The sequence below is a fragment of the Promicromonospora sukumoe genome (assembly GCF_014137995.1).
Lineage (GTDB): Bacteria > Actinomycetota > Actinomycetes > Actinomycetales > Cellulomonadaceae > Promicromonospora > Promicromonospora sukumoe.
Window position 1 is genome coordinate 187,040 of sequence record NZ_JACGWV010000003.1, and the last position, 11,613, is coordinate 198,652.

The following is an 11,613-nucleotide window of genomic DNA, read 5'->3' on the forward strand; positions in this document are numbered from 1 at the left end:
CACCGGGTCACACCCCGCGCGGTAGTTGCGGGTATGACCGAAACGACCACAACCTTCCTTGCGACCAGAACCCGGGCCGCGCCACCCGTCGTCCCTACGCTCTCGCCGAAGTGGACCGGGAGCCGCCGAAGCGGCCGGCTGACGAGTACACGCATCCGCTCAAGGAGGAGAAATGCGCAATATCCGTACCGGGGCCGTCCCGGTAGGAATCGTCCTGGCCCTGGCCCTCGCGGGCTGTTCGCTGCTGGAGTCCGGCGGTGGCGGTGACGACACCGCGATCGACGAGCTCAGCATCGTCGTCCCCGCGGGACCCGGCGGCGGCTGGGACACGACCGGCCGTGAGATGCAGGCCGGCCTGCAGTCGGAGGGCCTGGTCGGCTCGGCGACCGTCACCAACGTCGACGGCGCGGGCGGCACCGTCGGCCTGGCGAACATCGCCAACGCGACCAACCCGAACACCCTGCTCGTGATGGGCCTGGTCATGGTGGGGGCCGTCGAGACCAACGAGTCCCAGGCCCGGATCGAGCACACCACCCCGATCGCGCGCCTCACGGAGGAGCAGGAGGTGATCGTGGTCCCGAAGGAGTCGCCGTACGAGACCATCGACGACCTCGTCGCGGACATCGACGCGAACGGCAAGAAGGTCTCGATCACCGGCGGCTCGGCCGGCGGTACCGACCACATCCTCGCCGGGATGCTGCTCCAGGCCGGTGGCGTGGAGTCGGGCCTCATCGCGAACAAGCTGAACTACATCGCCTACTCCGGGGGCGGCGAGTCCCTGGCGGCGCTGCTGGGCAACAACGTGAACGCGGGCATCTCGGGCGTCAGCGAGTACGCGGAACAGGTCAACGCGGGTGAGCTGCGGGCGCTCGCCGTCTCCGGCGCGGAGCGCGTCGAGGCCCTGCCCGACACGCCCACCCTCACCGAGGCCGGCTACGACGTCGTGCTGACCAACTGGCGCGGCGTGGTCGCCCCCGGCAACATCGACGACGCCCAGCGCGAGACGCTGACCACCGCGGTCACCGACCTCGTCGCGTCCGAGACGTGGCAGGCGACCCTGGAGGAGAAGGGCTGGGACGACGCGTTCCTGGCCGGCGAGGAGTTCGACACGTACCTCGAGGGCAACATCGCCGAGTCGCAGACCGTCCTCAAGGACATCGGGCTCATCCGTTGAGCGCCGACGGCGCGGCGCCCGCGGCGCCCGACCTCCCGGACACGCCGACGGCGGAGGCCGGCCCTCCGCCGCCGGGCGTCCCGGAACCGGTGCCGGCCGAGCCGCCGCGCCGTCGGTGGGGCGAGCTCGTGCTCGCCCTGGCCACGACCGCGCTGGGCGCGTACGTGCTGGTCGCGGCCGGGAGCATCATCGTCCCGGGCTCGACCAACACGCTGGGCCCGCGGGCCTTCCCGTACCTGGTGGGCGGCATGCTCGTCGCCGCGGGCCTCGTGCTGGTCGCGCTCGTCCTGACCGGCCGGGGCGGGCAGGAGGAGGGCGGCGAGGACGTCGACCCCACCATCCGTACCGACTGGCTGACGGTCGCGCTTCTCGCGGTCGTCCTCGTGGTGCACGTGTTCGCGATCAACGTCGTGGGCTGGCCGTTCGCCGCCGCGCTCCTGTTCGCGGGCGCCGCGGTGGTGCTGGGCGCGCGCCCGTGGTGGCGCGCCGCCCTGGTGGGTCTCGTACTGGGCCTGGTGATCCAGGTGATCTTCGGCGGGATGCTGGGGCTGTCGCTCCCGGCCGGCCCGCTGCTCGAAGGGGTGTCTTTCCTCCGTGGATAACTTCTCGGCGCTGATGGACGGGTTCGCCACCGTCCTGCATCCGATGTACCTGCTGTACGCGCTGTTCGGCGTGTTCGTCGGCACGGCGGTGGGTGTGCTGCCGGGCATCGGCCCGGCCATGGCGATCGCCCTGCTCCTGCCGCTCACGTACTCGCTGGACCCGACGGCGGCGATCATCGTCTTCGCCGGCATCTACTACGGCGGCATGTACGGCGGGTCGACGACGTCGATCCTGCTCAACACACCCGGTGAGTCCGCCTCGATCGTCACGGCGATCGAGGGCAACAAGATGGCGCGCGCCGGGCGCGGGGCCGCTGCGCTGGCGACGGCTGCCATCGGCTCGTTCGTGGCCGGCTCGCTCGCCACCGTGGCGCTGACGTTCCTGGCGCCGGTGATCGCGCGCTGGGCGGTGCAGCTCAGCGAACCCGACTACTTCGCCCTCATGGTGGTCGCCTTCGTCACCGTGGGCGCGCTGCTCGGGTCCTCCGTGCCGCGCGGCCTCGCCGCGCTCGCCCTCGGCCTGTTCCTCGGCCTGGTCGGCACGGACACCCTCACCGGCCAGCAGCGGTTCACGTTCGGCGTGCCCAACCTCGCGGACGGCATCGACGTCGTCATCGTCGCCGTCGGCCTCTTCGCCGTCGGCGAGGCCCTGTACGTGGGCTCGCGGATGCGGCATGGACCGGTCCGGATCATCCCGGTCGAGAAGGGCTGGCGCACCTGGATGAAGCCCGACGACTGGCGCCGCTCCTGGAAGCCGTGGCTGCGCGGCGCCGCCATCGGGTTCCCCGTCGGCACCATCCCGGCCGGCGGCGCCGACGTCGCGACCTTCCTCTCCTACGCCACCGAGCGCCGGCTCGCCGGCCCGCGGCGCAAGCAGTTCGGCAAGGGCGCCATCGAGGGCGTGGCCGGACCCGAGGCCGCGAACAACGCCGCGGCGTCGGGCGTGCTGGTCCCGCTGCTCACCCTCGGCCTGCCCACGACGGCGACCGCGGCGATCATCATCGTCGCGTTCCAGTCCTACGGCATCCAGCCCGGTCCGCTGCTCCTGCAGAACCAGTCGGCGCTGGTGTGGGCACTCATCGCCAGCCTCTACATCGGCAACATCATGCTGGTGGTGCTGAACCTCCCGCTCGTGGGCATGTGGGTCAAGGTGCTGCGCATCCCGCGGCACTACCTGTACGCGGGCATCCTCCTGTTCGGCGCGCTGGGCTCCTACGCGCTGAACTTCTCGCCCGTGGACGTGCTGATCCTGGTGCTCATCGGCCTGGCGGGGTTCTTCATGCGCCGGTACGGGTACCCCGTGGCGCCCCTGGTGGTCGGCATGATCCTCGGCCCGATGGCGGAGGACCGGCTGCGCCGCTCCCTCGCGATCAGCCAGGGCGACCTGACCTACCTGGTGACCAGCCCGTTCGCCGCGACCGCGTACATCGCCATCGTGGTGCTCCTGGTCGTCGGCATCTGGCTCAAGCGCCGGGAGCGGGCCGAGGAGGTCTGAGGAGGCCTAGGGTGCCCCCATGGGCACAGCACTGATCACCGGCGGGTCCGCCGGCCTGGGTCTCGAGTTCGCGCGACAGCTCGCGGCCGCCGGGCACGACCTGGTCCTCGTGGCACGGGACGAGCAACGGCTCGAGGAGGTCGCCGCGCAGCTCCGCACCGCCACCGGTGTGGCGGTCGAGGTGCTGCCGGCGGACCTCTCCGTGCCCGACGACGTCGCGCGGGTCGCCCGGCGGCTCGCCGTCGTCGGCGGCCGGCCCGACGACGGCGACCTGCGCCCCGTCGGGCTGCTCGTCAACAACGCCGGGTTCGCCACGAGCTCGCCGTTCTCGGCGGGCCGGGTCACCACCGAGCGCCGCGGCATCGATGTCATGGTCAAGGCCGTCGTCGAGCTCACCCACGCCGCCGTCGGGCAGATGCGCGAACGCGGGCGTGGCGCCGTCCTCAACGTCGGCTCCGTCGCCGCCCTCACCGCCGGCGGCACGTACGCCGCCGCGAAGGCCTACGTGCGCACCTTCACCGAGTCGCTGGCCGCCGAGCTCAAGGGCACCGGCGTCACGGCCACCGTGGTGGCCCCCGGCTTCACGCACACCGAGTTCCACGCGCGGGCGGGCATCACCGAATCGTCGATCGTCCCCGAGTGGGGCTGGCTGGAGGCCGAGGACGTGGTGCGGGCGGCGCTCGCGGACGTGCGCCGCGGCGTCGTCCTGTCCACCCCCTCGCTGCGTTACAAGGCCGCCTCCGCCGCCCTGCGGGTCATGCCTCGCTGGGCCGTCCGGGCGGTCGGCAGCTACCGCTGACGTCCAGCTACCGCTGACGTCAGAGCCAGCCGACCCGCTTGAAGAGCCCGTAGAAGATGCCGCCCAGGCCGATCATCCCGCCGATCGCGAGCGGGTACCCGAAGGTCCAGTGCAGCTCGGGCATGTGGTCGAAGTTCATGCCGTAGATCGTGCCGACCAGCGTGGGCGCGAAGAGGATGGCCGCCCAGGCCGAGATCTTCTTCATCTGCTCGTCCTGCTTGAGGCTGATCTCCGTCATCCGGCGCGACTCCTCGTTCTGCTCCTGCGTCACGAGCGTCGAGTGCACGTTCAGGGCGTTGGTCAGCAGCGACCGGAACGTCTCCGCGGTCTCGGCGTGCTTGATCGCGTGGTCGAGCACGTTGCGCAGGCTCCGCAGCAGCTCGACCCAGCGGTGGTCCTGCGCGTCGGCGTCGGGCCGCGCGGTGTCGTCCGGGTGCGCGGCGACGGACTGCTCGTCGGCGTACTCCCGCTTGGCGTCGTACAGGTCCTGGAGCATCTCGACCAGCGGGCCCGTGGCGCGCTGCAGGCCGATCACCTCGCGCGTCGCCTCGTAGATGCGGAACGACACCTCGGGGTCGCGGGAGAAGAGCTGGTCCTCGATCTGGTCGATGTCGCCGCGCAGGCGCGAGACCACGGGCCGGTAGGTGTCCACGACCTCGTCGAGCAGCGCCGCGAGGATCGCGACCGGCCCGAGGCGCAGCAGGTCCGGGTCCTGCTCCAGCCGGCCGCGCATCGCGTCCAGGTCGGGGGTGACGGACCGCCGGATCGTGACGACGAAGTCCGGGCCCACCCACGCGTGCACCTCGCCGAACTCGACGCGGTCCACGTGCCCGTCGCCGTCGTCGTCCACGCTGCGCGCGGGGTGCAGCACCACGAACAGCACGTCGTCGTAGTGCTCGACCTTGGGGCGCTGGTGCGCGTTGATCGCGTCCTCGACCGCCAGCGGGTGCAGGTCGAACTCCGCGGCGACGGCCTCGATCTCCGCCGGCGCCGGCCAGGCCAGGTCCACCCAGGCGATGCCGCCGCGCTCGCGGGTCGTCTCGCAGGTCTCCTCGATGCTGACCGGGTTGGCCGTGCGCCTGCCGTCCACGTACACCGCGTTGTCCATGATGCTCACAGCAGAACCTTCCCAGAGCCGGACGGCAACCCGTGCCGCGGTCCGGTGGCCCGCGGCTGCGGGCGGCACGCCCGACGTACCCTTGCACCGTGAACGCTGACTTCTCCCCGACCCCGCGCGAGCAGCTCGCCGAGCTCATCAAGGAGCTTGCCGTGGTGCACGGCAAGGTGACCCTGTCCTCCGGCAAGGAGGCCGACTACTACGTCGACCTGCGCCGCATCACGCTGCACCACCGGGCCGCGCCGCTCGTGGGGCACGTGCTGCTGGACCACCTCGAGGAGGTCGGGCTCGGCACCGCCGAGATCGACGCCGTCGGCGGCCTGACCCTGGGCGCGGACCCCATCGCGGACGCCCTGCTGCACGCCGCGGCGTCGCGCGGGCAGGACCTGGACGCGTTCGTCGTGCGCAAGGCGGCGAAGGCGCACGGCATGCAGCGCCAGATCGAGGGCCCGGACATCGCGGGCCGCAAGGTCGTCGTCGTCGAGGACACGACGACGACGGGCGGGTCGCCGATCGCGGCGATCGAGGCCGCCCGTGCCGCCGGCGCCGAGGTGCTGGGCGTCGCCACGATCGTCGACCGGGCCACGGGCGCGGGCGAGAAGATCGAGGCGCTCGGGGTGCCGTACCACTACCTGTACGGCCTCGAGGACCTCGGCCTCGCCTGAGGCCTCATACCGTAAACTGGCCGTCTCCATATCACTCCGTCGTGGAGACTTTTGCCTAGCCCTACGGTATCTTTAAGTTCATGGGGCCATTTGTCGCATTAGTCCTGCTCGTCGCCGGCGTCGTGATCTTCACGTTCGTCGCGTCGCGGTACATGGGCCGTGGGCGTACGCAGGACGTCGAGCGCTGGGCCGAGGCGAACGGCTGGGAGTACGTCGGCACCGACCCGGTGCTCGCCCAGCGGTGGAGCGGCCGGCCGTTCGGCATCGGCCTGGACCGCACGGCGCGCGACGTGGTCCGCGGCAACGTGGACGGCTTCGACATGGTCTCGTTCACCTACACCTGGCGCTCCGGCGCGGCCGAGGGTGACACCCGCAAGCTGGGCCTGCGTCGCAGCGCCCACGTGGTGGCGCTCGACGCGATCCCGGGCGAGCCCGTGGTCGACCTGTCGCCGGAGGGCCTCCGCGAGAAGTGGCAGAAGCTGTTCGGCGCGCAGGACGTCCAGATCGACAACCCGGCGTTCGACGGACAGTGGCTCGTGCGGGCCTCCGACGAGTTCTTCGCGCGACGCGCGCTCGACGCCCGCCTCGCGAACATCGTCATGCTGCCCGACTTCCACGGCTCCCGGCTGCGGATCGAGGGCCCGTCGGTGCTCCTGTGGCGTCCGGGCCGCACGGACGTGACGTCGCTGACCGAGCGGGCCAAGCGGGTCGCCGACGTCGCGCGCATCGTGCTGCCCATGGAGAAGGGCGGTCCGCGCTTCGAGTCGGGCGGCACGATCGACGGGTTCGGCATCCCCGGTCTGACCTGACCTTCCCGGCCGGGTTGGGCCGGGTGCGTCGGGCCCGCCAGGCCCCGTCGTCAGACCAGGTCGACCAGGTCCGCGATCGAGTTCTTCACGTGGCTCGGCCGGAACGGGTACTTCTCGACCTCTTCGATCGACGTCGAGCCGGTGAGCACCAGGAACGTCTCCAGGCCGGCCTCCATGCCGCCCAGGATGTCCGTGTCCATGCGGTCGCCGACCATGGCGGTCGACTCCGAGTGCGCGCCGATCAGGTTGAGCGCCGACCGGAACAGCACCGGGTTGGGCTTGCCCACGTAGTACGGCTGCCGGCCGGTCGCGGCCGTGATCATCGCGGCGACCGAGCCCGCGGCGGGCAGCAGGCCGTCCTGGGACGGGCCGGTCACGTCCGGGTTGGTGCAGATGAACCGGGCGCCGTCGACGATCAGGCGGATGGCCTTGGTGATCGCCTCGAACGAGTACGTCCGGGTCTCGCCGAGCACCACGTAGTCGGGGTCGGACTCGGTGAGCGTGTAGCCCGCCTGGTGCAGCGCCGTCGTCAGGCCCGCCTCGCCGATGGCGTACGCGCTGCCGTTCGGGATCTGGTCGGCGACGAACTGCGCCGTGGCCAGGGCGGACGTCCAGAGGTTGTGCTCCGGCACGTCGATCCCGCTGTACGCGAGCCGGGCGCGCAGGTCGCGCGGCGTGAAGATCGAGTTGTTCGTCAGGACGAGGAACGGCAGGTCCTTGTCCCGCAGGGCCTTGATGAACTCGGGGCCGCCGGGCAGGGCCGTCCCCTCGTGCACCAGCACGCCGTCCATGTCCGTGAGCCAGGCTTCGGTGGTCCGCTCGATCATGGGCGCCAGCCTAGTGTCTCGCTGCGCGGACCCCGGCGGAGAGACCAGGTGCTGGGGCTACGTTGCTTTCGGTAGACGTCGTCTACTCTCCGCAACACACCCCTGGGAGCAGCAGTCTCCCCGGGAGCCGGAGCGGCAGGCCGCTTACGGGATGGAGGCCGACGGCGCGGTCCGAGCCTGGCGGGGCACAATGACAGGCATGACCAGCGAGCCCGCCGAGACCGCCGCCTCGACCGTGGACGAGCCGCAGGTCGGCGTCGGACCCTGGCCGGGCATCCTGCCCGACGACCCCCGCTACGACCCCGAGCTGCTCGCCGACGGCGACCGCCGGAACGTGGCCGACCACTACCGGTACTGGACCGTCGAGGCGATCGTCGCGGACCTGGACACGCGCCGGCACCCGTTCCACGTGGCGATCGAGAACTGGGCGCACGACCTGAACATCGGCTCGGTGGTCCGCACGGCCAACGCGTTCAACGCGGCGGGCGTGCACATCGTGGGCCGACGCCGCTGGAACCGACGGGGCGCGATGGTCACCGACCGCTACCTGCACGTGACGCACCACCCGGACGCGGAGGCGCTGGCCGGGTGGGCCGGGGGCCTGCCGATCATCGGCATCGACAACGTGCCCGGGTCGGTGCCGATCGAGGGGCACGCGCTGCCGCGCGAGTGCGTGCTGCTGTTCGGCCAGGAGTCCACGGGCCTGACGGCGGAGGCCCAGGCGGCGTGCGACGTCGTGCTGCACATCACCCAGTACGGGTCGACCCGCTCGATCAACGCGGGCGCGGCGGCCGCCATCGCCATGCACGCCTGGATGCAGCAGCACGCCTGACCCGCCCCGCGCCGCCGCCCGGGACAGCGGCGGAAAATCGTTGCCCGGGGCTCGCGGCTCCGACAGGATCGTCAGGTGAACCGGCGATCCCTCGCGCGCGACCGGAACTTCCTCCTCTTCTGGGGCACCCAGACGTTCTCGGTGCTCGGCGACTCGTTCTCGGTGATCGCCTTCCCGCTGCTCATGCTGGAGGCGACCGGGTCGCTGGTACAGATGGGCCTGCTCACGAGCGTCATGGCGGCCGGGTCGCTCTCGATGGGCCTCGTCGGCGGGGCGATCGTCGACCGGTTCGACCGGCGGCGGCTCCTCATCGTGTGCGACGTGGCGCGCCTGCTCCTGTTCGCGGCCGTGCCCGTGTGCTGGGCGATCGAACCGCAGACGTGGCTGCTCTTCGTCGTCGCAGGTGTGGCGTCCGTGTTCGGGCAGCTCTTTCAGATCACCTACATCACGGCCGTGCCGAACATCGTCGGCCGCGACCGGGTGGCCGAGGCCAACGGCAGGCTCCAGGCCACGGCCTCGCTGGCCAGCATCGGCGGGCCGGCGCTCGCCGGGCTCGTCGCGGCGGCGCTCGGGGTCACGGCGGCGATCGCGATCGACGCGGCGACCTTCGGCATCTCGGCGCTCGGTCTCCTCGCCGTCCGGCTCGACCGGGTGGCGCCTGCGGCGTCGGACAGGGCCGGCCTCGGCCGCGACCTGCGGACCGGGTTCGTCACGGGTGCCCGTTTCCTGTGGCGCCACCCCGTGCTCCGGGTGCTGACCGTCTTCCTGACGATCACGACCTTCGTCACCTACGGCATGACCGACGTGATCATCTACCAGGTGCGGTACGGCCTGGAGCAGGGTGAGAACGTCGTCGGGTACGTGATGGCCGCGGCCGGCGTCGGCACGTGCGTCGCGGCGGCCCTGTCCGCCTGGCTGCGCCGGAAGCTCGGGTTCGGCGCCCTCTGGCTCGGCGCGATGACCCTGTGCGGCGTTGCCGCGGCCGTGCTGGCCCTGAGCCAGGACGTGCTCGTCCTCGGTGCCGCCGTGCTCGGGTTCTGGTTCGGGCTGATGCTCGCGGCGGTCTCCTCGATGTCGCTGCGCCAGACGGTCACGCCCGATCCGCTGCTCGGGCGGGTCACCGCCGCCTTCTGGACCATCCACTACAGCCTCGCGCCCCTCGGCGCCGCCGCGCTGACCGCCGCGGCGGACCGGTTCGGCGCCGCGCGGCCGCTGCTCGCCGTCGCGACGATCTACCTGGGCGTGGTCGCCGTCGCGTTCTTCACCCCGATCCGCGGCCGCAACCCGGAGGGGCGGCCGGCCGGGTAAGTATCGGAAAGACGAAAACCACAGCGTTTCGGCCGTTCGACTGTCGAACGACCGCACACGACCACTGGTGGATCGTGGCAAGATCGATGGTGCATCCCCGGGCGGCCTTGGACACACTTGCGACCGCCCACCTCACCATTCGTTTGGAGTTTCGCAGATGCCCATCGCAACCCCTGAGGTCTACGCCGAGATGATCGACCGGGCGAAGGCCGGCAAGTTCGCCTACCCCGCGGTCAACATCACCTCGTCGCAGACCGTTACTGCCGCACTTCAGGGCTTTGCCGAGGCGGAGTCGGACGGCATCATCCAGGTCTCCGTGGGCGGCGCCGAGTACGCCTCGGGCTCGACGGTGAAGGACCGCGTCTCGGGCTCTCTCGCGCTGGCGGCCTACGCCACCGAGGTCGCCAAGGGCTACGGCGTCAACATCGCCATCCACACGGACCACTGCACGGCCGACAAGCTCGACTCCTGGGTCAAGCCGCTGCTCGCCATCGAGGCGGAGCAGGTCAAGAACGGCGGCCTCCCGACGTTCCAGTCGCACATGTTCGACGGCTCCACCGTGCCGATCGAGGAGAACCTCGTGATCGCCGCCGAGCTGCTCGAGCTCTCGCAGGCCGCGCGCACGATCCTCGAGATCGAGATCGGCGTCGTGGGTGGCGAGGAGGACGGCCACACCGCCGAGATCAACGACAAGCTGTACACGACGCCCGAGGACGGCCTGGCCACGATCAAGGCCCTCGGCGCCGGCGAGCGCGGCCGCTACCTCACGGCCCTGACCTTCGGCAACGTGCACGGCGTGTACAAGCCGGGCGCCGTCAAGCTGCGTCCGGAGATCCTGCTCGACATCCAGAAGGCCGTGGGCGCCGAGATCGGCAAGGAGATGCCGTTCGACCTCGTCTTCCACGGTGGTTCGGGCTCGACGGCGGAGGAGATCTCCGCGGCCGTCGACAACGGCGTCATCAAGATGAACATCGACACCGACACCCAGTACGCGTTCTCGCGTCCGGTGGCCGACCACTTCTTCAAGAACTACGACGGTGTTCTGAAGGTGGACGGCGAGGTCGGCAACAAGAAGGCCTACGACCCGCGCGCCTGGGGCAAGACGGCGGAGGCCGGCATGGCCGCCCGCATCGTCGAGGCCTGCCAGCAGCTCCGCTCGGCCGGCCACAAGATGTGAGCATCCCGCTCGCTTGATCGGCAAAAGGTCAGGTGGTCGGCAGCTCGAGCTGCCGACCACCTGACCTTTTGCCGATCATTCGGTTTGTCACGCCACCCACCCAGCGGGCGCGGGCTCAGGAAGCCGGCGGGCCGCCTACGCCGGCCGGGGCCGGGGTGGTGCCCGACGGCGGGCCCGAGGGGCCGTCGTCGTCCAGCTCGAAGCCCGGGTCCTCGTCCACGATGTCCAGGAGGTCGCCGATCCGGGTGACCTCCAGCAGGAAGCGCACGGTCGGGGGCGCGCGCAGCACGCGCACGCGGTGCGGGCTCCGGCTCGCGAGACGCGCGAGGAACGCGACGCCGGACGAGTCCATGAAGGTCACGTGGTGGGCGTCGATCTCGACGGGCAGACGCGACTCCTCGGCCGCGGCCGTCGCCTCGTGGAGGTCGCCGCCGATGTCGGCGTCGATCTCGCCGGAGAGAACGATCCGTGCGCGCGAACGACCCACGATGACGTGGATGCTCGCAGGATCGCCGATCTCTGGAGTCTGATGTCCGGGGTCCTGGGGGCTCCCGCCCTGCGGACCGCGCGGCGGGTCATAGGTTCCGTCCTGCACGGTTCTCCTTCCGGGAGCAGTGGTCGTGACGCTGTATCGGTCCGATGATAGAGGTTGTGCTTCAGATCTCGGACTGTCCCAATCTACGGTTGAATGTCCTGCTGGAACAGCACCTCGAGCAATAGATACCGTAGGGAGGGCATTTTGACCGATTCATCCGGTCTGTCACCGTCCTCTCCGCCGCCGCGGCACCCCGGCCTTTCCGTTTTCGGC

Annotated in this window: 12 protein-coding genes; 9 read left to right on the plus strand and 3 right to left on the minus strand. The window is 71.0% G+C overall.

The features are described 5' to 3' along the window. Positions 1-172 precede the first annotated feature (172 nt). The 4 genes from FHX71_RS24930 to FHX71_RS24945 are packed head-to-tail and all read left to right on the plus strand — an operon-like array spanning position 173 to position 4,070. Complete coding sequence (locus FHX71_RS24930; RefSeq protein ID WP_182620218.1) at positions 173-1,174, plus strand: Bug family tripartite tricarboxylate transporter substrate binding protein; 1,002 nt, start codon at positions 173-175, stop codon at positions 1,172-1,174. Further along, positions 1,171-1,776 carry a tripartite tricarboxylate transporter TctB family protein gene (locus FHX71_RS24935; RefSeq protein ID WP_182620219.1) on the plus strand — a complete coding sequence of 202 codons (606 nt, stop codon included), beginning with the start codon at positions 1,171-1,173 and terminating at the stop codon, positions 1,774-1,776. The genes FHX71_RS24930 and FHX71_RS24935 overlap by 4 nt, the downstream gene beginning before the upstream one ends. After that, entirely contained in the window at positions 1,769-3,271 is a 1,503-nt protein-coding gene (locus FHX71_RS24940) for a tripartite tricarboxylate transporter permease (protein ID WP_182620220.1), read from the plus strand. Before FHX71_RS24935 ends, FHX71_RS24940 begins: the two co-directional genes overlap by 8 nt. A 19-nt stretch (positions 3,272-3,290) precedes the next feature. Continuing rightward, positions 3,291-4,070 (plus strand): SDR family NAD(P)-dependent oxidoreductase, encoded by a 780-nt coding sequence (locus FHX71_RS24945; protein ID WP_182620221.1) that lies wholly within the window; start codon positions 3,291-3,293, stop codon positions 4,068-4,070. A 19-nt stretch (positions 4,071-4,089) separates the two neighbouring features. Here the strand turns inward: FHX71_RS24945 and FHX71_RS24950 are convergent, their stop codons facing one another. Continuing rightward, positions 4,090-5,187, minus strand: coding sequence for a magnesium and cobalt transport protein CorA (locus tag FHX71_RS24950; RefSeq protein WP_182620222.1), 1,098 nt, complete (start codon positions 5,185-5,187; stop codon positions 4,090-4,092). Between the two features lie 89 nt (positions 5,188-5,276). On the opposite strand from FHX71_RS24950, the gene pyrE reads away from it, so the two are divergent. Both pyrE and FHX71_RS24960 read left to right on the plus strand, forming a co-directional pair. Further along, the gene (gene pyrE / locus FHX71_RS24955) at positions 5,277-5,852 is read left to right on the plus strand and encodes an orotate phosphoribosyltransferase (RefSeq protein WP_182620223.1); all 576 of its coding nucleotides are present in this window, start codon (positions 5,277-5,279) and stop codon (positions 5,850-5,852) included. Between the two features lie 80 nt (positions 5,853-5,932). Next, a complete protein-coding gene (locus FHX71_RS24960) occupies positions 5,933-6,661 on the plus strand; it encodes a type III secretion system chaperone family protein (RefSeq protein ID WP_182620224.1) in 729 nt (242 codons plus the stop codon). 50 nt (positions 6,662-6,711) lie between these two features. Here the strand turns inward: FHX71_RS24960 and FHX71_RS24965 are convergent, their stop codons facing one another. Then, on the minus strand, positions 6,712-7,488 hold the full coding sequence (locus tag FHX71_RS24965) for an HAD-IIA family hydrolase (protein ID WP_182620225.1): 777 nt from the start codon (positions 7,486-7,488) through the stop codon (positions 6,712-6,714). 190 nt (positions 7,489-7,678) lie between these two features. Between FHX71_RS24965 and FHX71_RS24970 the strand changes: the two genes are divergently transcribed. The 3 genes from FHX71_RS24970 to fbaA all read left to right on the plus strand — a co-directional run bounded on the left by FHX71_RS24970 (position 7,679) and on the right by fbaA (position 10,805). Further along, on the plus strand, positions 7,679-8,320 hold the full coding sequence (locus tag FHX71_RS24970; RefSeq protein ID WP_220490480.1) for a TrmH family RNA methyltransferase: 642 nt from the start codon (positions 7,679-7,681) through the stop codon (positions 8,318-8,320). A 75-nt stretch (positions 8,321-8,395) separates the two neighbouring features. Continuing rightward, positions 8,396-9,628 (plus strand): MFS transporter, encoded by a 1,233-nt coding sequence (locus FHX71_RS24975; protein WP_182620227.1) that lies wholly within the window; start codon positions 8,396-8,398, stop codon positions 9,626-9,628. A 157-nt stretch (positions 9,629-9,785) separates the two neighbouring features. After that, the gene (gene fbaA, locus FHX71_RS24980; RefSeq protein ID WP_020015710.1) at positions 9,786-10,805 is read left to right on the plus strand and encodes a class II fructose-bisphosphate aldolase; all 1,020 of its coding nucleotides are present in this window, start codon (positions 9,786-9,788) and stop codon (positions 10,803-10,805) included. A 115-nt stretch (positions 10,806-10,920) separates the two neighbouring features. Here fbaA and FHX71_RS24985 read toward each other — a convergent pair whose 3' ends face one another. Further along, positions 10,921-11,292 carry an STAS domain-containing protein gene (locus FHX71_RS24985; protein WP_312877208.1) on the minus strand — a complete coding sequence of 124 codons (372 nt, stop codon included), beginning with the start codon at positions 11,290-11,292 and terminating at the stop codon, positions 10,921-10,923. Positions 11,293-11,613: the final 321 nt, after the last annotated feature.